Genomic DNA, 26579 nt, shown 5'->3' on the forward strand with positions numbered 1-26579 from the left:
TCAGTGCACTTCCTTCAGTTCACGATACGTGGCCACGAGAGCGGCGGTGGAGGAGTCGAGACCGGGAACGTCCGCGCCCTCGGTGAGGGCGGGTTCCACGCGCTTGGCGAGGACCTTGCCGAGTTCCACGCCCCACTGGTCGAAGGAGTCGATGTTCCAGATCGCGCCCTGCACGAACACCTTGTGCTCGTAGAGGGCGATCAGCTGGCCGAGGACCGAGGGGGTGAGGTCCTTCGCCAGGATCGTGGTCGTCGGGTGGTTGCCCTTGAACGTGCGGTGCGGGACCTGCTCCTCGGCCACGCCCTCCGCGCGCACCTCGTCGGCGGTCTTGCCGAAGGCCAGCGCCTGCCCCTGCGCGAACAGGTTGGCCATCAACAGGTCGTGCTGCGCCTTGAGTTCGTCGCTCAGCTCGTCAATGGGACGGGCGAAGCCGATCAGGTCGGCCGGGATGAGCTTGGTGCCCTGGTGGATCAACTGGTAGTAGGCGTGCTGCCCGTTGGTGCCAGGCGTACCCCACACCACCGGCCCGGTCTGCCACTGCACCGGGTGGCCGTCACGGTCCACCGACTTGCCGTTGGACTCCATGTCCAGCTGCTGCAGGTACGCGGTGAACTTGGACAGGTAGTGGCTGTACGGCAGCACGGCGTGCGACTGCGCGTCGAAGAAGTTGCCGTACCAGACGCCCAACAGGCCCAGCAGCAGCGGGGCGTTGGCCTCGGCGGGCGCGTTGCGGAAGTGCTCGTCGACGATCCGGAAACCGTCGAGCATCTCCCGGAAGCGGTCCGGGCCGATGGCGATCATCAGGGACAGGCCGATCGCCGAGTCGTAGGAGTAGCGCCCGCCGACCCAGTCCCAGAACTGGAACATGTTGTCCGGGTCGATACCGAACTCGGTGACCTTCTCGGCGTTCGTCGACAGCGCGACGAAGTGCCGGGCGACCGCCTTCTCGTCGCTGAGCCCCTTGAGGAGCCAGGTGCGCGCCGAGGTGGCGTTGGTGATCGTCTCGATCGTGGTGAACGTCTTGGACGCGACGATGAACAGGGTCTCCGCCGGGTCCAGGTCACGCACGGCCTCGTGCAGGTCGGCGCCGTCCACGTTGGACACGAACCGGAAGGTCAGCGAGCGGTCGGTGTACGCCCGCAGCGCCTCGTAGGCCATCGCCGGGCCCAGGTCGGAGCCGCCGATGCCGATGTTGACGACGTTGCGGATCCGCTTGCCGGTGTGGCCGGTCCACTCGCCGGAGCGCACCCGCCGGGCGAAGTCGCTCATCTGGTCGAGGACCGCGTGGACCCTGGGGACGACGTTCTCGCCGTCGACCTCGATCACCGCGTTCGCGGGGGCACGCAGCGCGGTGTGCAGGACGGCCCGGTCCTCGGTGATGTTGATCTTCTCGCCGCGGAACATGGCGTCCCGCAGCCCGAACACGTCGGTGGCGGTGGCCAGTTCCTGCAGCAGCGCCAGCGTCTCGTCGGTGACCAGGTTCTTCGAGTAGTCGATACGCAGGTCTCCGACGCGTACGACATACCGTTCCGCACGCCCGGGGTCCGCCGCGAACAGGTCACGCAGATGCGCGTGCCACTCGGCGCGGTGGTCCTCCAGGGCGGCCCACTGAGGCCTGCGGGTGAGCTTGGGGGAATCGGAAACGGAGTCAGACATGAGCGGGGATCTCCTTGGTGCCCTCGCCCTGCAGGGCGACGGCGTACATCTCGTCCGCGTCGAGGCGCCGCAGCTCCTCGGCGATGAGTTCGGAGGTGGTGCGGACCTTCAGCGCGAGGGTGCGCGAGGGCTGGCCCGGCAGGGACAGCGTGGCCAGCGGGCCCTCGGGGCGGTCGATGACGATCTCGCCGTTCGCGGTGCCCAGACGCACGGCCGTGACCACCGGTCCCGCGGTGACGATCCGGTCGACGGTGACGCCGAGGCGGGCCTCCAGCCAGCGGGCCAGCAGTTCGGCGGCCGGGTTCTCCTCCTCGGCCTCCACCGCCGCCGAGGTCACCTTCACCCGTGCCTGGTCCAGGGCGGCGGCCAGCATCGAGCGCCACGGGGTCAGCCGGGTCCAGGCGAGGTCGGTGTCGCCGGGCGCGTAGGAGCGGACCCGGGTCTCCAGCACCTGGAGGGGGTTCCCGACGGCGTACAGGTCGGTGATCCGGCGCTGGGCCAGCGCGCCCAGCGGGTCCTTGGCCGGGTTCTCCGGGGCGTCCACCGGCCACCACACGACGACCGGGGCGTCCGGCAGCAGCAGCGGCAGGACGACGGAGTCGGCGTGGTCGGACACCTCGCCGTAGGTCCGCAGGATCACCGTCTCGCCGGTGCCGGCGTCGGCGCCCACCCGTACCTCGGCGTCGAGGCGGGACTGGGTACGGTCACGCGGGGTGCGGGCCAGCCGCTTGATGACGACCAGGGTGCGCGAGGGGTGCTCGTGCGAGGCCTCCTCGGCCGCCTTGATCGCGTCGTAGGCGTTCTCCTCGTCCGTGACGATCACCATCGTCAGGACCATGCCCACGGCCGGTGTGCCGATGGCGCGGCGACCCTGCACCAGCGCCTTGTTGATCTTGCTTGCCGTGGTGTCGGTCAGGTCGATCTTCATGGCCTGCGCCAGCTCCGTCCGTCTCGTGCGAGCATCTCGTCGGCTTCCTCGGGTCCCCAGGTGCCCGACGCGTACTGCGCCGGCCTGCCGTGGTTCGCCCAGTACTCCTCGATCGGGTCGAGGATCTTCCAGGACTCTTCCACTTCCTGGTGGCGGGGGAACAGGTTGGCGTCGCCGAGGAGGACGTCCAGGATGAGGCGCTCGTACGCCTCCGGGCTGGACTCCGTGAACGACTCGCCGTAGGCGAAGTCCATCGACACGTCCCGGATCTCCATCGACGTGCCCGGCACCTTGGAGCCGAAACGGACCGTCATGCCCTCGTCCGGCTGGACCCGGATGACGATCGCGTTCTGGCCGAGCTCCTCGGTGGCGGTGGAGTCGAAGGGGGAGTGCGGGGCCCGCTTGAAGACCACCGCGATCTCGGTGACCCGGCGGCCCAGCCGCTTGCCGGTGCGCAGGTAGAAGGGGATGCCCGCCCAGCGGCGGTTGTCCACCTCCAGCTTGATGGCCGCGTACGTGTCCGTCTTGGACTGCGGGTCGATGCCCTCCTCCTGGAGGTACCCGGGCACCTTCGCGCCGCCCTGCCAGCCCTCCGCGTACTGCGCCAGCACGGTGTGCTCGCCGATGCTCTCCGGCAGCCGCACCGACTTGAGCACCTTGAGCTTCTCGGTGAGCAGCGACTCGGCGTCGAAGGCGATCGGCTCCTCCATGGCGGTGAGGGCCATGAGCTGGAGCAGGTGGTTCTGGATGACGTCACGGGCGGCGCCGATGCCGTCGTAGTAGCCGGCCCGGCCGCCGATGCCGATGTCCTCGGCCATGGTGATCTGTACGTGGTCGACGTACGACCGGTTCCAGATCGGCTCGTACATCTGGTTGGCGAAGCGGAGCGCCAGGATGTTCTGGACGGTCTCCTTGCCGAGGTAGTGGTCGATGCGGAACACCTGGTCCGGCTCGAACACGTCGTGCACGAGCGCGTTCAGCTCACGGGCGCTGGCCAGGTCCCGCCCGAAGGGCTTCTCGATCACCGCGCGCCGCCAGGACCCCTCCGGGGCGCTGGCGAGCCCGTGCTTCTTCAGCTGCTGGACGACCTTCGGGAAGAACTTCGGCGGTACGGAGAGATAGAACGCGTAGTTGCCGCTCGTACCGCGCGACGCGTCCAGCTCATCGACAGCGGACCGCAGTTGCTTGAACGCGGTGTCGTCGTCGAAGTCGCCGGGGATGAACCGCATGCCCTCGGCGAGCTGCTGCCAGACCTCCTCGCGGAACTCGGTGCGCGCGTACTCACGGACCGCGTCGTGCACGACCTGCGCGAAGTCCTGGTCCTCCCAGTCCCGGCGGGCGAACCCGAGGAGCGAGAAGCCCGGCGGCAGCAGACCGCGGTTGGCGAGGTCGTAGACGGCCGGCATCAGCTTCTTGCGGGACAGGTCGCCGGTGACGCCGAAGATGACCAGACCCGACGGGCCGGCGATCCGGGGGAGCCGGCGGTCCTGGGGGTGGCGCAGGGGGTTGGACCAGTCGGCCGCCGGGAGGACGGGGACGGTCACCTCCGCCGCGGGTTCTGCCGAGGTCCCCTCGGTGGTCGTCTCGGAGCGCTTCTTGCTCATTCCCCGTCAACCCCCTTGCTGTTCAGGGACTTCGTCACGGTGTTCAGCAGGTCCTGCCAGGCCGCCTCGAACTTGGCGACGCCCTCGTCCTCCAGCTGCTGGACGACCTCGTCGTAGGAGATCCCGAGCCGCTCCACGGCCGCGAGGTCGGCGCGGGCCTGTGCGTAGCCGCCGGTCACGGTGTCGCCGGTGATGTCGCCGTGGTCGGCGGCGGCGTTCAGCGTGGCCTCCGGCATCGTGTTGACCGTGCCGGGCGCGACCAGCTCGTCGACGTACAGCGTGTCCTTGTACGCCGGGTCCTTCACGCCGGTGGAGGCCCACAGCGGACGCTGCTTGGTGGCCCGGGTACCGGCGAGGGCCGTCCAGCGCTCACCGGCGAAGACGCTCTCGTACGCCTCGTAGGCGAGCCGCGCGTTGGCGAGGGCCGCCTTCCCCTTCAGGGCGAGGGCCTCGTCCGTGCCGAGCAGCGTCAGCCGCTTGTCGATCTCGGAGTCGACGCGGGAGACGAAGAAGGAGGCCACGGAGTGGATCCGCGAGAGGTCCAGCCCCGCCTTCCGCGCCTTCTCCAGGCCCGCGAGGTAGGCGTCCATGACCTCGCCGTAGCGCTCCAGGGAGAAGATCAGGGTGACGTTGACGCTGATGCCGAGGCCGATGACCTCGGTGATCGCCGGGAGGCCGGCCTTCGTCGCCGGGATCTTGATCATGACGTTGGGACGGTCGACCAGCCAGGACAGCTGCTTCGCCTCGGCGATCGTCGCCGCCGTGTCGTGGGCGAGGCGCGGGTCGACCTCGATGGAGACCCGGCCGTCCCGGCCGCCGGTCGCGTCGTACACGGGCCGCAGGATGTCGGCGGCGGCGCGGACATCGGCGGTGGTCATCATGCGGACGGCCTCGTCGACCGTGACGCCTCGCACGGCGAGGTCGGTGAGCTGCTCCTCGTAACCCTCTCCCGAGCCGATGGCGGCCTGGAAGATGGACGGGTTGGTGGTGACACCCACCACGTGCTTCGTCGCGACGAGTTCGGCGAGGTTGCCGGACTCGATCCGGCTGCGTGACAGGTCGTCCAGCCAGATGGAGACGCCCTCGTCGGACAGGCGCTTGAGTGCTCCCGCGGTCGCGGTTGCTTCGGACACTGTGATCATCTTCTTTCGGGCGATCGGATCAACCGCGGGCGGCGGCCAGGGATTCCCGGGCCGCGGCGGCGACGTTCTCGGGGGTGAAGCCGAACTCGGCGAACAGGACCTTCGCGTCGGCGGAGGCGCCGAAGTGTTCGAGGGAGACGATGCGTCCCGCGTCACCCACGAACCGGTACCACGTCAGACCGATCCCGGCCTCGACCGCGACGCGGGCCTTCACGGCCGGCGGAAGGACGCTCTCGCGGTACTCCCGCGACTGCTGCTCGAACCACTCCACGGACGGCATCGACACCACGCGGGTACCGACTCCCTCGGCCTCCAGCGCCTGACGGGCGGCGACGGCGAGCTGCACCTCGGAGCCGGTGGCGATGAGGACGACGTCCGGGACCTCGGTCGAGGAGTCCTCCAGGACGTAACCGCCCTTGGCCGCATCCGGGTTGGGCGCGTACGTCGGCACGCCCTGGCGGGTGAGGGCGAGGCCGTGCGGAGCCGGGTCGGTGGCGTGCCGCTTGAGGATCTCGGCCCAGGCGATCGCGGTCTCGTTGGCGTCGGCCGGACGGACGATGTTCAGGCCCGGGATGGCGCGCAGCGAGGCCAGGTGCTCGACGGGCTGGTGGGTCGGGCCGTCCTCGCCGAGACCGATGGAGTCGTGCGTCCAGACGTACGTCACGGGCAGCTGCATCAGCGCGGACAGGCGGACGGCGTTGCGCATGTAGTCGGAGAACACCAGGAAGGTGCCGCCGTAGACGCGGGTGTTGCCGTGCAGGGCGATGCCGTTCATCTCCGCGGCCATGGAGTGCTCGCGGATGCCGAAGTGGATGGTGCGGCCGTAAGGGTCGGCCTCCGGCAGCGGGTTGCCCTTCGGCAGGAACGAACTCGTCTTGTCGATGGTGGTGTTGTTCGAGCCGGCCAGGTCGGCGGAGCCGCCCCACAGCTCGGGGACGATCGCGCCGAGCGCCTGCAGCACCTTGCCGGAGGCGGCACGGGTGGCGACCGCCTTGCCCTCCTCGAAGACCGGGACCTTCTCCTCCCAGCCCTCGGGCAGCTGACCGGCGACGATCCGGTCGAACAGCTTCGCCCGCTCCGGCTGGGCACCGCGCCACTTGTCGATCTGCTTGTCCCAGGCCGCGTGCGCCTCGGCACCCCGGTCCAGGGCCTGGCGGGTGTGGGCGAGGACCTCGTCGGCGACCTCGAAGCTCTTCTCGGGGTCGAAGCCGAGGACGCGCTTGGTGGCGGCGACCTCGTCCGCGCCGAGCGCGGAGCCGTGCGCGGCCTCGGTGTTCTTGGCGTTCGGCGCCGGCCAGGCGATGATCGTGCGCATCGCGATGATCGACGGCCGCCCGGTCTCGGCCTGCGCGGCCTTCAGCGCCGCGTACAGGGCGTGGACGTCGATGTCGCCGTCCTCGCCGGGCTCGATCCGCTGCACGTGCCAGCCGTACGCCTCGTACCGCTTCAGCACGTCCTCGGAGAACGCGGTCGCGGTGTCGCCCTCGATGGAGATGTGGTTGTCGTCGTAGACGAAGACGAGGTTGCCGAGCTTCTGGTGGCCGGCCAGCGAGGACGCCTCGGCGGAGATCCCCTCCTCCAGGTCGCCGTCGGAGACGATGCCCCAGATGGTGTGGTCGAAGGGGGAGGCGCCCTCGGGGGCCTCCGGGTCGAACAGACCGCGCTCGTAGCGGGCGGCCATCGCCATGCCCACCGCGTTGGCGACGCCCTGGCCGAGCGGCCCGGTCGTCGTCTCGACACCGGCCGTGTGGCCGTACTCGGGATGCCCGGGCGTCTTCGAACCATGGGTCCTGAAGGCCTTCAGGTCGTCGAGCTCCAGCTCGTACCCGGAGAGGTACAGCTGCGTGTAGAGGGTGAGCGAGGTGTGCCCGGGGGAGAGCACGAAGCGGTCACGGCCGGTCCACTCCGGGTCGGCCGGGTCGTGGCGCATCACCTTCTGAAAGATCGTGTACGCGGCCGGGGCCAGGCTCATCGCGGTGCCGGGGTGGCCGTTGCCCACCCGCTGTACGGCATCCGCCGCCAGAAGGCGGGCGGTGTCGACGGCACGCCGGTCGAGTTCGGTCCATTCGAAGCTGTCCGGTGTGTGCGTGCTCATCTTCAAGAAATCCTCGATCGGAGCGGTGGTGGCTGGTCTTCTGGTCTGACGTGTTCAAACTTAAAAGTCTGACTTTTACGGGGGAAGGTCGCGGTGTGTCAGCCTGTGGTGAAAGTGGGACACCGGGCGGGCGATCGAGGCGGCACGAGAAGGACATGGTGGACAGAACCATCCAAGCCGGAGACGGTGACGGCGGCATTGACGCGATCAGAACGTTCCCCTTCCCGGTCGAGCTGAGCGTCGGCGGCGTCGGCATGCAGGTCGGCCCCATGGGAACCGGCCGCACCTGGCACGCCGACGCGCCCCTGCACCGCGTCCACCGCATCGACTTCCACGTCGTGATGCTCTTCGACGACGGCCCCGTACCGCACATGATCGACTTCGCCGAGTACGAGGCGACGGCCGGCGACCTGCTGTGGATCCGCCCGGGGCAGGTCCACCGCTTCTCGCGTACGAGCGAGTACCGCGGAACCGTGCTGACCATGCAACCCGGCTTCCTGCCCCGCTCGACGGTCGAGGCCACCGGCCTGTACCGCTACGACCTGCCGCCCCTGCTGCGTCCCGACGAACCCCGGCTCGCCGGCCTCCGCTCGGCCCTCGCCCAACTCCAGCGCGAGTACGAGGACACGGCGACGCTCCCGCTGAGCCTGCACACGGCGGTCCTGCGGCACTCGCTCTCGGCGTTCCTGATCCGCCTGGCGCATCTGGCGGCCAGCTCCGCGGAAGCCGCCCGGCGGCAGTCGGACACCACCTTCACCCTCTTCCGGGACGCGGTCGAGAAGGGCTTCGCCACCAACCACAGCGTCAGCGCCTACGCCGACGCCCTCGGCTACTCCCGCCGCACCCTCGTCCGCGCGGTCCGCGCCGCCACCGGCGAGACGCCCAAGGGCTTCATCGACAAACGCGTCATCCTGGAGGCCAAGCGCCTCCTGGCCCACACGGACATGCCCATCGGCCGGATCGGCGCGGCGGTGGGCTTCCCGGACGCGGCGAACTTCTCCAAGTTCTTCCAGCAGCACACGGAGATGACGCCGGCGGGGTTCCGGGCGGAGCTGCGCTGAGCGCCCTCGGCACGGGAATGGGGCTCCACGCGCGCGTGGAGCCCCATTCCCGTGCCGAGGGTCAGTGACCGAAGGTGAACCAGTTCACGTTCACGAAGTCCGCCGGCTGGCCGCTCGTGAAGGTGAGGTACACGTCGTGGGTTCCGGTCACCGAGGTGATGTTGGCCGGGACCGTTCTCCAGGACTGCCAGCCGCCCGTGCCGGCGATCGAGAAGCTGCCGACCGGGGTGGCGGTACGGCTGTCCAGGCGGACCTCGACCAGTCCGCTGACACCGGCCGCCGCGCCGCTCGCCACCCGGGCGGAGAACTGCCTGGCCGCCGTGGACCCGAAGTCGACGCCCTTGTAGAGGGCCCAGTCGCCGTTCGACAAGGAGCCGATGTTCTGACCGCCGCCGGTGTCGGAGGTGGTCTCGGTGGTCGTGCCGGACTGGTTGTCGTAGGACTCGGCCTGGACGGTGCCGTAGGCGTCACGGTTGCCGGACGGCGGGGGAGTGGTACCGCCCCCACCGGACGACAGCACCTGGACGTAGTCGACGGTCATCGGCACACCCGAGCGGGTGTCCGCGTCCAGGCCGCCGCCGAACGCGTCCGGGAACGCGCCGCCCATCGCGACGTTCAGGATGATGAAGAAACCGTGGTTCGTGGCGTTCGACCAGGTGGCCGCGTCCACCTGATTCGCCGTGACGGTGTGGTAGTTGACGCCGTCGACGTAGAAACGGATCGCCTCCGGGCTCGCCGAGCGGTCCCACTCCATCGTGTAGGTGTGGAAGGCGGACTGGCAGGTGTTCCCGGGGCAGGCCGTGGAGTTGCCGATGCCCGTCGTCTCGTTGCACGGGCCGCCCGGACTGGTGCCGCAGTGCATCGTCGCCCACACGGTGTCGCGTCCCTGGACGTTCTCCATGATGTCCAGCTCGCCGACGCCCGGCCAGTTCTGGTAGTTGCCCCGGTAAGGTGCGCCCAGCATCCAGAACGCGGGCCAGTAGCCCTCGGCGGCGGTGCCCGTGACGTTCGGCATCTGCAGGCGGGCCTCGACGCGCAGCTTGCCGCCGGACGGGGGCTGGAAGTCGGTGCGGTTGGTCTCGATACGGCCCGAGGTCCAGCGGCCGGCCGCGTCGCGCAGCGGGGTGATGCGGAGGTTGCCGTTGCCGTCGAGCGAGACGTTGCTCGTGCTGTTGGTCATCGTCTCGACCTCGCCGGTACCCCAGTTGGCGGGCCCGCCCGGATACGAAGTCCCGGTGGAGTACTGCCAGTCGGAGGCGTTGACGCCGGTGCCCGCCGAGCCGTTGAAGTCGTCGAGGAAGACCTGCGTCCAGCCCGCCGGGGGTGTGGGGGCGGAGGCGCTCGCGGAGGGGGAGGCGACGGTGGCGGCCGCCGCCGCGAGGCCGAGGGTGCTGACGACGGCGACGAGCGCCCGCCGCAGCGGGCGTCGCCGTCTGTGGGGTGTGCCGGAGGTGTCACTCATGGGGGTGCCTCTCGGGGTACGGGGTGCCTGCGGGTGCGGGGGTGCCTTCGAGAGCCTTGCTCCGACGTCTTGAGAGCGCTCTCAGCGCGGCCAATGTGCTCCTCGTCACCCCGGTCGTCAAGAGTTGAAGCAGAGAAAGTGCTTACCCCGCAGGTGAGTTCAACCAGAACCGCCGGAACCGCCCCGCGCGCCTAGGGCCCGTCGTTTGGATCATCCCGGCGTCGCGGGGCCTGGCACGCACATCTGCCGCGTTGTCGTCACTCGCCGACGCTCCGCGTCGACTCCCTCCTCCGCCTTGCAGCTGCACGCACCAGGCCCCGCTCGGGTAGGCCGAAACGCACCGCACCTCACAGCCGGCCTGATCCAAACGACAGGCCCTAGGTGTGCTGCCCTCACCGGTGCGAGGGATGTCCCCCGGCCCGCCGGGACCCGCTCCCGGCCCGGCTGCCCTCCGGCTGCCATCCCAGCGCCCGCGAGATCCCGCGCGCCGCGAGCCGCACCGCCGGGATCAGCACCGGGACCTGGGCTCCGGCCTCGGGCACCACCACGGACACGGCCGCGACCAGGTCACCGTCCGGCCCGCGCACCGGCGCGGCCACCGACAGGGCGTCCTCGGTCACCTGACGGTCACTCACCGCCACGCCGGAGCGCCGCACTTCGGCCAGCACCCGGCGCAACTGCCCGGCGTCGGTGAGGGTGTACGGGGTGAAGGAGGCGAGCGGGCCCGCGCAGTACTCCTGCTGGAGTTCCGCGTCGCCGTACGCCAGGAGCACGAGACCGACGCCGGTGACGTGCAGCGGCCAGCGGGCGCCGACCCGGATGTGCACGCCGACCGCCGAACGCCCCGAGATCCACTCGATGTAGACGACCTCCGAGCCGTCGCGCACCGCCAACTGCACGTTCTCGTGCGTGGCTTCGTACAGGTCCTCCAGGTACGGCAGCGCGGCCTGCCGCAGCGCGAGCCCGCGGGGCGCGAGCGCCGCGACCTCCCACAGACGCAGCCCGACGTGGTAGACGCCCGACTCGTCGCGTTCCAGCGCGCCCCACTCGGTCAGGGCGCCCACGAGCCGGTGCGTGGTGGTCAGGCTCAGCCCGGCCCGGCGGCTGATGTCCGTGAGGCACAGCGCGGGGTGGTCGTGGTCGAACGCGGCGAGGACGGACAGCAGTCGGTCGGGCGCGGACCGCACGGCCTGCGGCAGACCGGCGTCGGTGGTCATCGGCATGGCCTCACCCCAGCCCCGTCTCGGCGACTCTCTGCAACAGCGAGTGGAGCACATCGCGCTCGGCGGGGTCGAGGGGCTGGAGCAGCTCGTTCGTCACGCGCAGTCCCGCCTCGTCGGTGTCGCGCAGGAAGGTACGGCCGTCCGCGGTGAGCACGACGATGCGGCTGCGCCGGTCGTCGGGGGACGGGCGGCGCTCGGCGAAGCCCAGCTTCTCCAGGTCGTCGACCAGGCCCACGATCGCGCTCGGGTCGTATCCGAGGGAGGTGCTGAGCTCGCGCTGCAGGGCGCCGTCCGCCGTGGCGAGGAAGCGCAGCAGCGCGTAGTGGCGCAGGCGCAGGCCGGACTCCTGGAGGAAGGCGTTGAACAGCTGTCCGGAGCGCAGGCCCAGCCGGTACAGGAGGTAGCCGGTGTCCGCGTGCAGTCCGCGCATCCACGGCTCGTACGCGTCGATCGGAGCGGGGCCCGCGGCAGCGGGCGTCGGGTGCGGCTGGCGGGCGATGACGGTCTCCCTGTTCGGGGCCCCGGGCGGGGCGGTGGTGCGTGCTGCTTCCAGTCTGGCGCACCGACGGGTCGGCAACAACTATTGACGTCAACAATTATTGCTCTTAGCTTCGATCTCGGAGCAAGCTGTGCTCCCGCAGCCGCGTCACTTGTGCAAGTTCGCGTCAGTTTGTGCCTGTACTTGTCAATTGTCAGTTCTTGTCAGTTTGTGAAGGGACCCGCCCGTGCCCAGCATCGATCTCACCGGCAAGGCCGCCGTCGTCACCGGCAGCGGCCGGGGCCTCGGCCTCGCCTACGCGCACGCCCTCGCCGCCCACGGCGCCTTCGTGGTCGTCAACGACATCGACGAGGCCGTGGCCGAGCAGGCCGTGAAGTCCATCACCGCGGCGGGCGGCAAGGCCGTCGCCGAGGTGGTCCCGGTCGGCACGGCCGAGGCCGCGGACCGGCTGGTCAACCGCGCTGTCGAGGAGTTCGGGCGGCTGGACGTCCTGGTCACCAACGCGGGCATCCTGCGCGACAAGGTGCTGTGGAAGATGACCGACGACGACTTCGACGCGGTGATCACCACCCACCTCAAGGGCACCTTCACCTGTGCCCGCGCCGCCGCCGTCCGCATGCGCGAGCAGGGCGAGGGCGGCAGCCTGATCCTGGTCGGCTCACCCGCCGGGCAGCGCGGCAACTTCGGCCAGACGAACTACGCCGCCGCCAAGGCCGGCATCGCCGCCATGGCCCGCACCTGGTCGATGGAGCTGGGCCGCGCGAACATCACGGTCAACGCGATCGTGCCGGTGGCCGCTACCGCGATGACCGAGACCATCCCCGCCTTCGCCCCGTACGTCGAGGCCATGAAGAACGGCGAGCCCCTGCCGGACTTCCTGCGCAAGGGCGAGGGCTTCGGCACCCCCGAGGACTGCGCGGCCCTGGTCCCCTTCCTCGCCTCCGAGGCCGCCCGGGGCATCACCGGGCAGGCCATCGGCATCGGCGGCGACAAAGTGGCACTCTGGTCGCATCCGCAGGAGATCAGCGCGGCCTACGCCGACGGCGGCTGGACCCCCGAGACCCTGGCCGACGCCTTCCCCACGTCGGTCGGCGCGGAGCTCCAGACGGTCGGCATCCCGGCGCCCAAGTTTCCGGAGGCCTGACCATGACGACCCTCAACGTCGAGGATCTCGTCGCGATCGACGTCCACACCCACGCGGAGGTGTCCTCCAAGGGCCACTCCTCCCTGGACGACGACCTGCACGACGCCTCCTCCGCCTACTTCAAGGTCGAGGGCAAGCGGAAGCCGACCCTTGAGGAGACCGCGGCCTACTACCGCGAGCGGAAGATGGCCGCCGTGATCTTCACGGTGGACGCCGAGTCCGCGACCGGAACGGCCCCCGTCCCCAACGAGGAGGTCGCCGAGGCGGCGGCCGCCAACGCGGACGTCCTCATCCCCTTCGCGTCCATCGACCCGTTCAGGGGTAAGGCGGGCGTGAAGCAGGCCCGGCGCCTGGTCGAGGAGTACGGGGTGAAGGGCTTCAAGTTCCACCCCAGCATCCAGGGTTTCTTCCCCAACGACCGCGCCGTGGCGTACGACCTCTACGAGGTGATCGAGGAGACAGGCACCATCGCCCTCTTCCACACCGGCCAGACCGGCATCGGCGCCGGCGTGCCCGGCGGGGGCGGGATCCGGCTGAAGTACTCCAACCCGCTGCACGTGGACGACGTGGCGGCCGACTTCCCGCACCTGAAGATCATCCTGGCGCACCCGTCCTTCCCCTGGCAGGACGAGGCCCTCGCCGTCGCCACGCACAAGCCGGGCGTCCACATCGACCTGTCCGGCTGGTCGCCGAAGTACTTCCCGCCGCAGCTGGTGCAGTACGCCAACACGCTCCTCAAGGACAAGGTCCTCTTCGGCTCCGACTTCCCCGTCCTCACCCCCGACCGCTGGCTCGCGGACTTCGCGAAGCTGTCGATCAAGGACGAGGTCAAGCCGAAGATCCTCAAGGAGAACGCCGCCCGCCTGCTCGGGCTGACGAAGCCGTAAGGGGCCGGACATGCGCAACGAGGGACTGGGGTCGTGGCCCGCACGCCGGGCCCGCAAGACCCCGCACCGCACCGCCCTGATCCACGGCGACACCAGCCGCACGTACGCCGAGCTGTACGACCGCACCACCCGCCTCGCGCACGCCCTGCGCGCCCGGGGCGTCCGGCGCGGCGACCGGATCGCCTACCTCGGCCCCAACCACCCCTCCTACCTGGAGACCCTGTTCGCGGCGGGCACCCTCGGCGCGGTCTTCGTCCCCCTCAACACCCGCCTGGCCGGCCCGGAGATCGCCTACCAGCTCGCCGACTCCGGAGCCAGGGCCCTCGTCTACGGCCCCTCGTTCCAGGGCCTGGTCGCCGGACTGCCCGGCACCACGGACGTACGCGCCTACGTCGAGGTCGGCGCCGAGTACGAGGAGGCGCTCGCCGAGGCCGGCGCCGACCCCGTCGACGAGCCGGTGGTGCCCGACGACACCTGCATCATCATGTACACCTCGGGCACCACCGGCCGCCCCAAGGGCGCGATGCTCACCCACGGCAACCTCACCTGGAACGCCATCAACGTCCTCGTCGACACCGACCTGATCGCCGACGAACGCGCCCTGGTCTCCGCCCCGTTGTTCCACACGGCCGGCCTGAACATGCTCACCCTGCCGGTGCTGCTGAAGGGCGGCACCTGCGTACTGGTCGAGGCCTTCGACCCGGCGGCCACCTTCGACCTGATCGAACGGCACCGGATCACCTTCATGTTCGGGGTGCCGACCATGTTCGACCAGATCGCCCGCCATCCGCGCTGGCAGGGCGCCGACCTGTCCTCCCTGCGCATCCTCACCTGCGGCGGCTCCCCGGTGTCGACCCCGCTGATCGCCGCCTACCAGGAGCGCGGCCTGACCTTCCTCCAGGGCTACGGCATGACGGAAGCGTCCCCCGGCACGCTCTTCCTGGACGCCGAGCACGCCGTGAGCAAGGCGGGCTCGGCCGGGGTGCAGCACTTCTTCAGCGACGTACGGGTCGTGCGGCCCGACCTCGCTCCGGCCGCCGTCGGCGAGACCGGCGAGGTCGTGGTGCGCGGACCGCATGTCATGCCCGGCTACTGGGGCCTGCCCGAGGAGACGGCCGCCGCCTTCGCCGACGGCTGGTTCCGCAGCGGAGACGCGGCCCGCATCGACGAGGACGGCTATGTCTTCATCGTCGACCGCATCAAGGACATGATCATCTCCGGCGGGGAGAACATCTACCCCGCCGAGATCGAGGACCTGCTCCTCGCCCACCCGGACATCGTCGAGTGCGCGGTCATCGGCGTGCCCGACGACAAGTGGGGCGAGGTGCCGCGCGCGGTCGTCGTACCGCGCGAGGGCGCCTCGCTGGATCCCGACGAGGTCCTGGCCGCGCTGGCCGGGCGGCTCGCCAAGTACAAGATCCCGAAGTCGGTCGTCCTCGCGGACGAACTCCCGCGCACCGCCTCGGGGAAGCTCCTCAAGGCCCGGGTGCGCAAGCGCTTCGGAACCGACTCCTGACGTCCAACGCGTTCAACTCATAGCTAAGGAAAGCCACATGGGCATCACCGTCAACGGCCTCGACGAACTGAAGAAGCTCGCCGGCAGCGACCTCGGCACCAGCGAGTGGATCGACGTCACTCAGGAGCGGATCGACACCTTCGCCGACGCCACGGGCGACCACCAGTGGATCCACGTGGACCCGGAGCGCGCGAAGGAGGGCCCCTTCGGCGCCCCGATCGCCCACGGCTACCTCACCCTCTCCCTCTTCATCCCCTTGTTCACCGAGCTGCTGGACGTCCAGGGCGTCACGACGAAGGTCAACTACGGCCTGAACAAGGTGCGCTTCCCCTCCCCGGTCAAGGTCGGCTCCCGCATCCGGCTGGTCGGGAAGCTGGCCGAGGTCGAGGAGGTGAAGGGCGGCGTGCAGATCGTCGTGGACGGGACGATCGAGATCGAGGGCGGCGCCAAGCCCGCGGCAGTGCTGCAGAGCCTGTCCCGGTTCTACGTGTAGTCCGCTGCCGCCGGGGCCTGACGCTGCCTCAGGCTCCGGCCACGTCGACGAAGACGGGGTTGGAGTAGAACCACGTGTCGGCCCACGGGTCCCCGTCCCCGGGCACGTGGGGAATCGGCCCGTGCGGGTCGACGGAGGCGCCGAGGTAGCCCGTGCCGTTGCGCTTCCCGTCGCTGCCGCGCAACCGGACATAGAAGGACTCGTCCCCGGCGGTCAGCGGGATGCGCAGGGTGTACGTCCCCTTGCGGCCGGACACGTCCGTCGTGCTCACGACCCGGGTGTCGGGCGCCCGCCACTCGTCACGATCGGCCGCCGGACCGCGCACCGCGCCACGGATCACGTCGACATGGGCCAACTCGGGCAGGATCCCCTGTGTGTTGGGTCGGGAGGTGGTCGTCACGGTGACGTTCAGCGTGAGTTTCTCGCCCTTGCGGACGTGCAGCCGGCCGCCCAGGGTGACGCCCGGTCCGTGGTCGACGTCCCGCTTGAGGCGTACGTCGAGCCCGTCGAGCAGATGCCCGTGGTCCAGCCAGACCCGGCCCGCGCGCAGGCCCGCCATCACCGAGCGGTAGCCGTAGCGGGTCACGCCCACGTGGGTGCGGCTGAACTGACCCGGCCAGAAATCACCGCCGGGCTGAGGGGTGTCGGTGTTCACCGGGTCGGGGATGTGGCCGGTGTTGTCGAAGTTCTGCCCGGGCAGCCAGTCGCCGTTCTTCCAGGTGTCGAAGACGACGCGGTGCACGTCCGAGTTGGTGGTGATGGTGAACAGCTTGCCCTCGGCGAGCATCGCGTCCCACATGCCGCCGACGGTCGCCGTCATCCAGTCGAAGCCGCCGTACAGGACGTACGCGTTCTCCGGGTAGCCGGGCCAGGAGTTCACGGACGGCTTGTTGGTGTACTCGCCGCGCTGTGAGGTGGGTCCCTCCCAGCCGGGGATGCCCCCGCCCTGTGCGCCGGGCGCCCCCTCCATCCCGATCATGATCTCGGGCGCCGCGTCCCGCCAGTTGCGCATCTCGTGCGGTGAGTCGATGCCCAGCCGCAGCGGGTGGTTGGCGAGGACCAGCACGTCGTCGACGTAGCCCGAACGGCGTTGGTCGGCAAGCCACTTGATGGCCTTCACGGCGTGGGCCTCGTTGCGGGCCGTGTTCGGGTTGTCGGCCGCGCCGTCGGTGTAGCCGAGCAGCTTGCCGTCGTAGGCGAGCTCGAACTGCGTGAGCACGTCGACCTCGTTCGGTCCCGGCGCCGCGAACACCGTGCAGTGCTCGGCGGCCGGGATGTACCACTCCAGGCCCTGGAAGATCAGCTGGCGCGGGTTCTCCGCTCGGGCCTTGAGGATCTCCTGGTGCTCCAGCTTCGCCCCGTAGGAGGCGTGCCCGAAGTTGGAGTGCTCGTTGAAGACCATCCAGTCGAGGCCGTACTTGGCGGCCGCGGTGGCCAGTTGGGAGAACGTGTACTTCGCGTCGTGGCTGTAGACGGAGTGGATGTGGTGGTCGCCGACGAGGTAGGCGAGGCGGGGATCGTCGCCGCCGAAGGCCGGCTGGCCGGCGGCGAGCGCGGGGGTCGCCGCCGACCCGAGGGCGAAGGCGGCGCCGAACAGGCCCGCGCGGCGCAGGAGCCCGCGTCGGGAGACGCCCTGGGCGTCGAGGTCGGCGGGGGAGACGGACGGGTCGGCCCAGGAGGGAAGTTGCTGCACGGTCATGGTGTCTGTCCTCTACGGATTCGGTGAATTCAGTGGTTCATGAACGAGGTGACGGGCAGCGCCCGTCCGACGATGCGGACATCACCGAGCCGTCCGTAGAGGATCTGGTCGATCTTCCCGCCGTACTCGTAACCGCCCAGCAGCCACGGCAGTCCGACGGAGGTGATGCCGACGGCGGTGGCGTGGGGATTGCGGGCGACGGGGCAGCCCTGGACGTACATCGTGGTGTGCGAGCCGTCGTTGACGACGGCGAGGTGCCACCACACCTCCCGGGCCGTCTCGTCGCCCCAGTTCGTCGCGATGCCCTGCTGGTTGAGCGGGCGGACCGCCCACTGCGGGCCGGGGCCGTCCGACAGGGAGAGCGTGGCCAGCGGCTCGTCGGGATCGTCGGCGGTCTTGCCGGCGGCGCCGCCGGTGCCGGTGCGGCTGACGAGCCCGGACCAGGCGTTGTGGGAGGGGTCCCAGTCGGCGGGGAGGCGGTAGAAGGCCTCGATGGTGTAACCGGCCTTGAAGGTCGCCGAGTTGAGGGGCGCCGCGTCGACCGTTCGCAGGTAGGCGCCCTTCAGCGGGGACTTGTAGCCCTGGAACTCCAGGCTGCCGTGGCCGGGCTGGTCGGGGTGGTGGTCCGCCGACCAGTCCAGCGTGCGGTTGCCGCCCACCGACACCAGGGTGAGGTCGTTGCCGCGGCCGGACAGGTCACGGACGGTGCCGGACACGGGCGCCTCGAAGCGCCAGTACGCGACCGTGCCCGGGACCAGCATCTGGGAGACGGGGCGGGCCGGGCGCGGGGGCACCGGGGCGAAACCGGAGAAGCGGTCCGCGAAGTCGATGTCGACGGAGAACCGGTCGGCGTCGCCGCTCAGTTCCATCTCCTGCCGCTCCAGCTCGTTGAGCCCCTCCGAGGCCCGGCCGAGGATCCAGGGGGAGACCGTCTCCACGTCGATGACGTTCCGGTCCAGGTCGAAGTGGTAGAGGCGGATCATCGCGGCGCCGCCGAAGTACCGGTTCTGGTAGTTCGTCAGATGCAGGTGGACGTCGTTGCCCGCCACGTTCTTGCGCGTGGCCCGGCCGGCCGGCCAGTAGTGCCCGTTGAGGGTGAGGAAGATCTGGTCGTGGTCTTCGATCAGCTGGTCCCACAGCTGCTGTCCGTACGCCGACAGGCTGTCGTCCTCGACGACCAGCTCGTGCGTGGTGAGGACGACCGGCGTCTTCGGGTGCTTGGCCAGGACGTCCTCGGCCCAGGCGTACCCCTTCGCCGACAGCCGCCAGTCCAGCGCGAGCACCATCCACTCCCGGCCGGCCGCCTTGAAGAGGTGGAAGCTGTTGTAGCCGTCCGGGGAGGCGCCGCCGAACGTCGGCTTGCCCTGGAACCGCTGCGGCCCGAAGGCCTTCAGGTACGGCGTCGAGCCCCGCTGGTCGTCGGTCGACGACCTCACGTCGTGGTTGCCGGCCAGGACGCTGTAGCCGACGCCGCGCTGGTCCAGAAGTTCGAACGCCTCGCTGATCGCGGTGACTTCGGCCGCCGCGCCGTTCTCCGTGAGGTCGCCGAGGTGGGACAGGAAGACGATGTTCTCGTCCTGCCCGTGCTCCAGGAGGTACCGCAGGGACGCCTCGAACGGCGTCTTGTCGATGCTCGGACCGTCGAAGAGGTACTGCGTGTCGGGCATGACGGCGAGCGTGAAGCGGCGGCTGTCGGGGTCGGGCTGCCAGCCGCTGTCCGTGGCCTCCGCCACGGACGGCAAGGCGATCCCCGCCGCGGCGGCGGCGCCCAGCAGCGCGGTAGCCCGGAGGAAGCCGCGTCTTCCGGCACCGGCCTGCGGGGCCTCGCCCTGATCCTGCTCATGCGAAACGCACACGTGTGCTCCGTAACACTGCGTAAGGGTGGTGACAGAGGAGGTGCGGGGGGTTTCAGAGGGCGCGCAGGGTCCAGCTCCAGCGATGCGTGCCCGGTGTGATGAGGTAGGAGGGTGAGGTGTCCGGGCCGCATGAGGCGGTGCCCAGGCCCCGGTGGGCGGCGTCGAGGTGGACGACGCAGCCGGACCGTGGAACGAGTTCGTCGTGGTGGGCCACTGAGGTGAGGTCCTCGGCGCGGTAGCGGGTCACCGAGACCTGGCGCGGCTCGTCGAGCGCCACCGTCAGGCCGGTGGCGTCCGGTGCCGAAAGGGTGAAGCGCCGCACTCCGTGCCGGCCGCCGCTCTCCTGCGGACGCAGATAGGGGGTGAACAGCTCGTCCACGGGTACGGAGTGGTGACCGACCGGCGCCCCGAAGGCGCGGTCCGGATACGACTCCCAGGGGCCCTGCCCGTACCACTCCATCAGGTCGAGCCCCGGCACCGTCTCGAACACGGAGCCGACCCGCGCCACATCGGTGAGCGCGTCCGGCAACTCGGCGGACTCCTCGACATGGATGCCGCCCTCGACCGCGGTGAGCACCTGTGTGTGCCGGACGACACCGGCCGCCGTGGCGTACTCCGCGGACACGGTGAGGCGGCCGTCCGTCCGGCGTACGTCGACGACCTTGCGCACCAGCGTGTCGAGGCCCCAGCCCCGCCAGTTCACCGCCATGCCGCCGAGTTCGTCGTTGTCGGTGGGGGCCCGCCACAGCGACAGCGTGGGCGCCGAGGTGAGCAGGGGGTGGACGAGCAGGCCGTCACCGTCGACCTCGACGAAACGATTCCGCACAGGCGGGGGAGGAGTCCGAGGAGCGGCCGCCCGCAGCCGTACCTGCGGCATGCACACCAACGTGCCGCGCGGCGCCCACGGCTCGTCGCCGGCCGTCGTCACCCGCAGCGTCAGCCACGCCTCACCGCCGTCCTCGGGCAGTTCGAACGGCAGCGGCACCGCCGCCGACTCACCGGGACGCAGATCGGGCAGTTCGGCGGGCGCGGTGAGCGTGCCGCCGTCGGCCAGCGACAGCCGCCACTGGGCGGACAGCCAGTCCAGGCCGCGGAAGTGCTGGTGGTTGCCGATGACGATGCCCTCGTGCCGGAAGCACTCCAGGCGCACGGGTGCCGCGATCTCCCGGTGCTCGGACATCACCGGCTTGGGCGTGCGGTCGGGGAAGACCACGCCGTCGGCGATGAAGGCGCCGTCGTGGAGGGTCTCGCCGAAGTCGCCGCCGTACGCCCAGCGGTGGCCGGGTGCGGCGACACCGTTGTCGTAGAGCCCGGCGCCCCCTCGCCCGACCGGTCTTCCGTCGTTCACGTGCTGAAGGATGCCGTGGTCCCAGAACTCCCAGATGAAGCCGCCCTGAAGACCCGGGGTGGACTCGATGGCGGCCCAGTGGTCGGCCAGCGTGCCGTTGCTGTTGCCCATGGCGTGGGAGTACTCGCACTGGATGAGCGGCCTGGTCTGCCGGCCCGACAGGGCGTGGGCCACGCAGTCCTCGATGGGCGCGTACATGGGACAGGCGATGTCGGAGGCGTCGTCGGTCGCCGCCCAGTCGAGCTTGGCCGCCCCCTCGTACTGGAGGGGCCGGGTCGGGTCGTGCCGGCGCACCCAGCCCGCCGCCGCGTCGTGGTTGGCGCCGTAGTCGGACTCGTTGCCCAGCGACCAGATGATGATCGAGGGGTGGTTCTTGTCCCGCAGCACCATCCGCGCGACCCGGTCGACGAAGGCGTTCAGATAGCGCGGGTCGTCGGCGATCTCGTGGGCGTGGTCGTGGGACTCGATGTCCGCCTCGTCGACGACGTAGAAGCCGAGTTCGTCGGCCAGGTCGTACAGCGCCGGGTCGTTCGGGTAGTGGGAGGTGCGGATCGCGTTGAAGCCGAAGCGCTTGAGGAGGACGAGGTCCGCGCGCAGGTCGTCGTACGACACCGTGCGTCCGGTCAGCGGGTGGAAGTCGTGCCGGTTGACGCCGCGGATGAACACCCGCTCGCCGTTGACCAGCAGGTCCCGGCCCACGATCTCGACGTCCCGGAAGCCGACCCGGTGGTGCGAGGCGTCGGCGACCGTGCCGTCCGCGCGGTGCAAGCGCACCGTGAGGTCGTACAGCTCGGGCGTCTCCGCGTTCCAGGCGCGTACGTCCGCGACGGTGGTCAGCAGCCGTGCCTCGCCGAGGAAGTCGGAGACCCGGTCGTCCTCGGCGTTGGCCCGGTCGAACTCCGTGTCCTGGGTGAGGAGATGGCCGTCCAGCTCGCCGCTGACGTACCAGCCCTCCGGCAGCGCACCGCCCGCGTCCCGCACCCGGCAGTCCACCCGCAGATCGCCGTACCGCCCGGCCCGCACGGTGACGTCGGCGAGGTGCAGCGGATCCGTGGCGTACAGCAGCACCGACCGCGTGATGCCGCCGTGCCACCACTGGTCCTGGTCCTCGATGTGCGAGGCGTCCGACCACTTCACCACGGTCAGCCGTACGACGGCCCGCCCGCCCGGGTTCACCACCTCGCTCAGGTCGAACTCGGCGGCCAGATGGGAGTCCTTGGAGATGCCGACGGGCCGCCCGTCCACATGCACCAGCAGCACGCTCTCGGCGGCCCCGACCTGGAGCACGATCCGCCGCCCGGCCCACTCGGCGGGCACGTCCACCTCGCGCTCGTACACGCCGGTCGGGTTGGCCGCGGGCGAGGCGGGCGGGAACTCGGCGAACGGCATGCGGACGTTGGTGTACTGCGGCAGGTCGTCGGTGCCCTGCAGCGTCCAGACACCGGGGACGTACGACGACGACCAGACGTCCGCGAGCGGCGCGTCGGGCGCCGGGAGCAGCTGGAAGCGCCAGTCGCCGTCCAGCTTCCGTGCCCCGGCGCGGCGGTCGACGGAGTTCATCGGCAGTCGCCCCCAGGCGGTCACCTCGGGTGCTTGCCACGGGCTCAGTGCCAGGAGAGGGTCCATCAGCGGATGGCCCCCTTGCCGAGGTCGCCGATGATCTGCTTGGCGCCGATCGCGAACACGATCAGCAGCGGGATCAGCGCGAGCAGCGCGCCGGTCATCACCATGCCGTAGTCGGTGGTGCCGTGGACGCCGTTGAGCTGGGACAGCGCGACCTGGAGGGTGACGTTGTCGGGGTTGGTCAGGGCGATCAGGGGCCAGGCGTAGTCGTTCCACTGGGCCATGAAGGTGAAGATGCCGAGGAAGGCGAGGCCCGGGCGGACCACGGGAAGCGCCACGTGCCAGTACTGGCGCAGGAAGCTCGCCCCGTCGATCTTCGAGGCGTCCAGCAGTTCGTCGTGGATCGCGCTCTGCATGTACTGGCGCATCCAGAAGATGCCGAACGCGTTGGCCGCGGCCGGCACGATCAGCGCCGTCATCGAGCCGATCCAGCCGATCTTCGCCATGATCACGAACTGCGGGATGATCGCCATCTGCGTCGGCACCATGAAGATCGCCATCAGTACGACGAACAGCGCCCTGCGGCCCGGGAACTCGAACTTGGCGAACACGAACGCGGCCAGCGAGTCGAAGAGCAGGACCAGGAAGGTCACCGCACACGCCACCAGCAGCGAGTTGAACATCGAGCCGAAGAAGTCGATGTTGTCGAAGAGGCTGCGCAGGTTCTGCGGGAAGTGCGAGCCGGGCAGCAGCTTCGGCGGGTAGGAGAAGATCTCGGTCGACGTGTGCGTCGACATGATGATGGCCCAGTAGAACGGGAAGGCCGACAGCAGCAGCCCGATGACGAGGACCGCGTGCAGCGCGATGCCCCGGCGCCGGACTCCCTGGATGCCCTTGGAGCTTTTGGTGTCCTGGACGGATGCCATGGTGTGCCGGCCTCCCTAGTCTTCGTCCCGGCGCTGCACCAGGCGCCAGTTGATGATCGAGAAGATGACGACGACGAGGAAGATGCCCCACGCCACGGCGGCGCCGTAGCCGAAGTCGTTGTTGTCGAAGGTCTGCTGGAAGAAGTAGAGGACCATCGTCCGGCCCGCGTGGTCCGGACCGCCGGAGAACGTCGAGTCGTTCGAGGTGTTCTGCAGCAGGACCTGCGCCTCGGTGAAGCTCTGCAGACCGGTGACCGTGGACACCACGAGCACGAACAGCAGGGTCGGCCGCAGCATCGGCAGCGTGATCCGGAAGAAGGTCTGCAGGGGGCCGGCGCCGTCCATGCGCGCTGCCTCGTACAGCTCGCCCGGGATGGTCTGCAGTCCCGCGAGGAAGATGATCGCGTTGTAGCCGACCCACTGCCAGGTCATCAGCGTCGCGATGGCGACCTTGATGCCCCACGGTGTGTTCAGCCAGGCCACCTGGTCCAGGCCGACGGCCCGCAACAGGGCGTTCACCAGGCCGAAGTTGGTGGAGAACACCGAGCCGAAGACGATCGCGATCGCCACCACCGAGGTGACGTTCGGCAGGAAGTAGGCGAAGCGGTAGACGTTCTTGAAGCGGACCGCCGAGTTGAGCATCACGGCGGTGACCATCGCCAGGAAGATCATCGGGAAGGTGGCCAGCGCCCAGATGATGATGGTGTTGCCGATCGAGCTCCAGAAGTCGCTGTCGCTCACCAGGTACCGGTACTGCGACAGGCCCGCCCACTCCATCGAGCCGAGGCCGTCCCAGCGGTGGAAGGAGAGGTAGAGCGAGAAGCCGACGGGGATCAGCCCGAACGCGAGGAACAGCAGATAGAACGGGGAGATCGCGGCATACAGGTGCCAGTGCTTGCGGAATCCCTTCTTCGGCCCGGCGACGGGCGTGTCCGCGACGATCACGGGGGGCTTCTCGACTGCGGGGGCGGTGGCCATCAGTAGCTCACCCCCAGGTGCTTCGCGATCCGCCGGCACTTGCCCATGGCGTCACTCCAGGCCTTCTTCGGGTCCTTGCCGAGGACGCCGACGTTCTTGATCTCGTCCTTGATGGGCTGCCCCAGCGCCACGTCGTACGGGCTGTTGTAGGCGACGACGATCTTCTGCGCGGCCGGCCCGAAGACGTCCGTCGTCACCTGGCCGCCGAAGAAGGGGTCGGGCTCGCGCAGCTGCTTCAGGCCGTACGAGGCGGGGGTGGAGGGGAACAGGCCCGCGTCCACGTAGCCCGAGGCCTGGTTGGCCGCGTCGAGCATCCACGCGATGATCTCGAAGGCCCGCTCGGGCTCGCGGCACGCCTTGGTGATCGACAGGAAGGAGCCGCCGTTGTTGGAGGGCCGCACCGGCATGTCGGCGATCCGCCATTTGCCCTTGGTCTTCGGGTTTCCGTTCTTGATGTCGTACGTCGCCCAGGAAGCCCCCAGCTGGCTGGGCAGCTTGCCCGAATCCACCGCCGAGATCTGGTCCGGGGTGCCGGTGACCAGGTTGGAGACGATCCCGCGCCGCTTGGCCTCCACGGCGAGCGCCCAGGCGGCCCGCACATGCTCCTGGTCGCCGATGAAGTTGCGGTCCTTGTCGACGTACCGCCTGCTGCCCTGCTGGACCACGTTCTCGAAGACGCTGCTGACGTCGGTCAGCAGGGAGGTTCCCGGTATCCGCTTCCGGAGCCGCTCGCCCGCCGCGAAGAACTTCTCCCAGGTGTCCAGCTCGCGGGAGACGTCGGCGGGCTCGTACGGCAGTCCTGCCTTGCGGAAGACCTCGTACTGATAGAAGTGCGCGACCGGACCGCAGTCGATCGGGAAGCCGATCATCGTGCCGTCGTCGGCGATGCCCTGCTGCCACTTCCACGGCAGGTACTGGCTCTTGTACTTGTCCGCGCCCAGCGTCCGCAGGTCCACGAACTGGTCCGCGTTGGGCAGGTAGGACGCCATGTCCTCGCCCTTGAGGCCCGCGATGTCGGGGACGTGGGCGCGGCCGGCCATCGTGGTGATCAGCTTGGACCGGTAGTAGCCGCCGATCTTGACGGCCTTGAGGTCGACCGTGCTGTTGTACCGGGCCCTGGCCTTGCCGATCACCGTGTCGCCGAGGCCGCCGTCCCAGTACCACAGGACCATGTTCCGGCCGGTCGAGCCGGTCGGAACGGCACAGCCGGCCGCCAGGCCGCCGAGCGCCGTGGCGGCCGTACCGGCCAGCCCCGCGCGCAGCAGGCCCCTTCGTGAGAGCCGCACAGCTCCCACCGCCTTTCGGATCTGTTCATGACGTCGCAGACGTCCGTGGGGGATGTCGTGGGGGTTTTGGCTGGGGATTTCGCTGGAGGACGAGGTCAGTGCCGCGGTGCGGGCGGGGTGACGGGGGCGTACCGCACCGGAGGTCCGGGGTCCGACGGCAGCCGTTCCGCCAGGAACCCGTACGTCCGCTTCAGGTCGGGGTCCGTCAGGGAGTGCCACCAGCGGTCGACGCCGTACCAGCCGGGGGCCGCGAGGGCGCCGCCGTGGTGCTGGACGGACAGACCGGCGGCCAGGACCGCGAACCGCAGCCGCTCCTGAAGCGGCCAGCCGGCGAGCGAGGCCGCGACGAAGCTCGCGCCGAAGACGTCCCCGGCGCCGGTGGCGTCGAGGACGTCGATGTCCAGGGCGGGTACGTCGGCGTACTCGCCCGTGGTCTGGTCGACGGCGACCGCGCCGTCGCTGCCCCGCGTCACCACGGCCACCGGCACCAGTTCGGAGAGCGTGCCGAGGGCCGCGACCGCGCTGTCTGTGCGGGTGTACGCCATCGCCTCGGTCTCGTTGGGCAGGAAGGCGTGGCACAGGGCGAGCTGGTCCAGGAGGTCGCGGGACCACTCCTGGGTGGGGTCCCAGCCGACGTCGGCGTAGATCTGCGTGCCGTTCGCCGCCGCCTTGGCCAGCCAGGCGCGCGGCTCCGCCTCCAGGTGCACGAGGGCCGTGCGCGCCTCGGGCGGATCGCCCATCAGGGCGTCCTGCGAGTACGGCGGCTCCTGGCCGTGGGTGACCAGGGCGCGGTCCTGCCCGTGTGCGAGGGCGACGGTGACCGGGGTGTGCCAGTCGTCCGCGACGCGGGAGAGCGTGAGGTCGACGCCCTCCTGTCCGGCGAGGATCTCCTGGCAGTAGGCGCCGTAGAAGTCGTCGCCGAAGACGGTGGCGAGGGAGGTGCGCAGGCCGAAGCGGGCGGCCGCGACCGCCAGGTTGGCGATGCCGCCGGGGCCGCAGCCCATGCCGGCCGTCCAGATCTCCTCGCCCGGCGTCGGCGGCCCGCCCAGACCCGTGAGGACGAGGTCGTAGAAGAGCAGCCCGGTCAGCAGGACCTCGGGCCGGTCGTCGTCCACGCGGGCATCCTTTCGTCAAAAGTCTTCACTTTCGATGCCGGAATCGTGCGCTGCTCGACGACATTGGTCAATACCTGTGCAGAACTGAGCATGGAAAT

Annotated in this window: 20 protein-coding genes; 5 read left to right on the plus strand and 15 right to left on the minus strand. The window is 70.0% G+C overall.

Features of this window, described 5'->3' with window-relative positions; translation table 11 throughout:
- From pgi to tkt, 5 genes are read right to left on the minus strand one after another with little or no spacing between them, the layout of a single operon-like run.
- On the minus strand, window positions 1-1656 hold the full coding sequence (pgi, locus tag ACIBK3_RS14305; protein WP_399365291.1) for a glucose-6-phosphate isomerase: 1656 nt from the start codon (window positions 1654-1656) through the stop codon (window positions 1-3).
- Window positions 1649-2584 (minus strand): glucose-6-phosphate dehydrogenase assembly protein OpcA, encoded by a 936-nt coding sequence (gene opcA, locus ACIBK3_RS14310; protein WP_399365293.1) that lies wholly within the window; start codon window positions 2582-2584, stop codon window positions 1649-1651. Before opcA ends, pgi begins: the two co-directional genes overlap by 8 nt.
- On the minus strand, window positions 2581-4188 hold the full coding sequence (zwf, locus tag ACIBK3_RS14315) for a glucose-6-phosphate dehydrogenase (RefSeq protein ID WP_399365295.1): 1608 nt from the start codon (window positions 4186-4188) through the stop codon (window positions 2581-2583). Before zwf ends, opcA begins: the two co-directional genes overlap by 4 nt.
- Entirely contained in the window at window positions 4185-5330 is a 1146-nt protein-coding gene (tal, locus tag ACIBK3_RS14320) for a transaldolase (protein ID WP_399365297.1), read from the minus strand. Before tal ends, zwf begins: the two co-directional genes overlap by 4 nt.
- 19 nt (window positions 5331-5349) lie before the next feature.
- Entirely contained in the window at window positions 5350-7425 is a 2076-nt protein-coding gene (gene tkt, locus ACIBK3_RS14325; RefSeq protein ID WP_399365299.1) for a transketolase, read from the minus strand.
- A gap of 155 nt (window positions 7426-7580) precedes the next feature.
- Here tkt and ACIBK3_RS14330 point away from each other — a divergent pair, with 155 nt between their 5' ends.
- The gene (locus ACIBK3_RS14330; protein WP_399365301.1) at window positions 7581-8486 is read left to right on the plus strand and encodes a helix-turn-helix domain-containing protein; all 906 of its coding nucleotides are present in this window, start codon (window positions 7581-7583) and stop codon (window positions 8484-8486) included.
- 61 nt (window positions 8487-8547) lie between these two features.
- Here the strand turns inward: ACIBK3_RS14330 and ACIBK3_RS14335 are convergent, their stop codons facing one another.
- From ACIBK3_RS14335 to ACIBK3_RS14345, 3 genes are all read right to left on the minus strand, one after another.
- Complete coding sequence (locus ACIBK3_RS14335; protein ID WP_399365303.1) at window positions 8548-9948, minus strand: glycoside hydrolase family 16 protein; 1401 nt, start codon at window positions 9946-9948, stop codon at window positions 8548-8550.
- Window positions 9949-10340: 392 nt separating this feature from the next.
- Window positions 10341-11165 carry an IclR family transcriptional regulator gene (locus tag ACIBK3_RS14340; protein WP_399365601.1) on the minus strand — a complete coding sequence of 275 codons (825 nt, stop codon included), beginning with the start codon at window positions 11163-11165 and terminating at the stop codon, window positions 10341-10343.
- A gap of 10 nt (window positions 11166-11175) precedes the next feature.
- Window positions 11176-11601 carry a MarR family winged helix-turn-helix transcriptional regulator gene (locus ACIBK3_RS14345; RefSeq protein WP_399365305.1) on the minus strand — a complete coding sequence of 142 codons (426 nt, stop codon included), beginning with the start codon at window positions 11599-11601 and terminating at the stop codon, window positions 11176-11178.
- A 295-nt stretch (window positions 11602-11896) separates the two neighbouring features.
- On the opposite strand from ACIBK3_RS14345, the gene ACIBK3_RS14350 reads away from it, so the two are divergent.
- From ACIBK3_RS14350 to ACIBK3_RS14365, 4 genes are read left to right on the plus strand one after another with little or no spacing between them, the layout of a single operon-like run.
- Window positions 11897-12814, plus strand: coding sequence for an SDR family NAD(P)-dependent oxidoreductase (locus ACIBK3_RS14350; RefSeq protein ID WP_399365307.1), 918 nt, complete (start codon window positions 11897-11899; stop codon window positions 12812-12814).
- A 2-nt stretch (window positions 12815-12816) separates the two neighbouring features.
- A complete protein-coding gene (locus tag ACIBK3_RS14355; RefSeq protein WP_399365309.1) occupies window positions 12817-13701 on the plus strand; it encodes an amidohydrolase family protein in 885 nt (294 codons plus the stop codon).
- Window positions 13702-13711: 10 nt separating this feature from the next.
- Entirely contained in the window at window positions 13712-15217 is a 1506-nt protein-coding gene (locus ACIBK3_RS14360; protein ID WP_399365311.1) for a long-chain fatty acid--CoA ligase, read from the plus strand.
- A 37-nt stretch (window positions 15218-15254) separates the two neighbouring features.
- On the plus strand, window positions 15255-15710 hold the full coding sequence (locus tag ACIBK3_RS14365) for a MaoC family dehydratase (protein ID WP_399365313.1): 456 nt from the start codon (window positions 15255-15257) through the stop codon (window positions 15708-15710).
- 28 nt (window positions 15711-15738) lie between these two features.
- Here the strand turns inward: ACIBK3_RS14365 and ACIBK3_RS14370 are convergent, their stop codons facing one another.
- From ACIBK3_RS14370 to ACIBK3_RS14400, 7 genes are all read right to left on the minus strand, one after another.
- Window positions 15739-17409 carry a PHP domain-containing protein gene (locus ACIBK3_RS14370; protein ID WP_399365315.1) on the minus strand — a complete coding sequence of 557 codons (1671 nt, stop codon included), beginning with the start codon at window positions 17407-17409 and terminating at the stop codon, window positions 15739-15741.
- 29 nt (window positions 17410-17438) lie between these two features.
- Window positions 17439-19265, minus strand: a complete 1827-nt coding sequence (locus ACIBK3_RS14375; protein WP_399365317.1) for a LamG-like jellyroll fold domain-containing protein — start codon at window positions 19263-19265, stop codon at window positions 17439-17441.
- 52 nt (window positions 19266-19317) lie between these two features.
- Window positions 19318-22239: a glycoside hydrolase family 2 TIM barrel-domain containing protein gene (locus tag ACIBK3_RS14380; RefSeq protein WP_399365318.1), complete on the minus strand. Its 2922-nt coding sequence runs from the start codon at window positions 22237-22239 to the stop codon at window positions 19318-19320.
- Window positions 22239-23102: a carbohydrate ABC transporter permease gene (locus tag ACIBK3_RS14385; RefSeq protein ID WP_399365320.1), complete on the minus strand. Its 864-nt coding sequence runs from the start codon at window positions 23100-23102 to the stop codon at window positions 22239-22241. Before ACIBK3_RS14385 ends, ACIBK3_RS14380 begins: the two co-directional genes overlap by 1 nt.
- A 15-nt stretch (window positions 23103-23117) precedes the next feature.
- The gene (locus tag ACIBK3_RS14390) at window positions 23118-24080 is read right to left on the minus strand and encodes a carbohydrate ABC transporter permease (protein WP_399365322.1); all 963 of its coding nucleotides are present in this window, start codon (window positions 24078-24080) and stop codon (window positions 23118-23120) included.
- The gene (locus ACIBK3_RS14395) at window positions 24080-25366 is read right to left on the minus strand and encodes an ABC transporter substrate-binding protein (protein ID WP_399365324.1); all 1287 of its coding nucleotides are present in this window, start codon (window positions 25364-25366) and stop codon (window positions 24080-24082) included. The genes ACIBK3_RS14390 and ACIBK3_RS14395 overlap by 1 nt, the downstream gene beginning before the upstream one ends.
- A gap of 95 nt (window positions 25367-25461) precedes the next feature.
- A complete protein-coding gene (locus tag ACIBK3_RS14400; RefSeq protein ID WP_399365326.1) occupies window positions 25462-26481 on the minus strand; it encodes a carbohydrate kinase family protein in 1020 nt (339 codons plus the stop codon).
- Between the last annotated feature and the right edge of the window lie 98 nt (window positions 26482-26579).

The organism is Streptomyces sp. NPDC050287 (genome assembly GCF_044459385.1).
GTDB lineage: Bacteria > Actinomycetota > Actinomycetes > Streptomycetales > Streptomycetaceae > Streptomyces.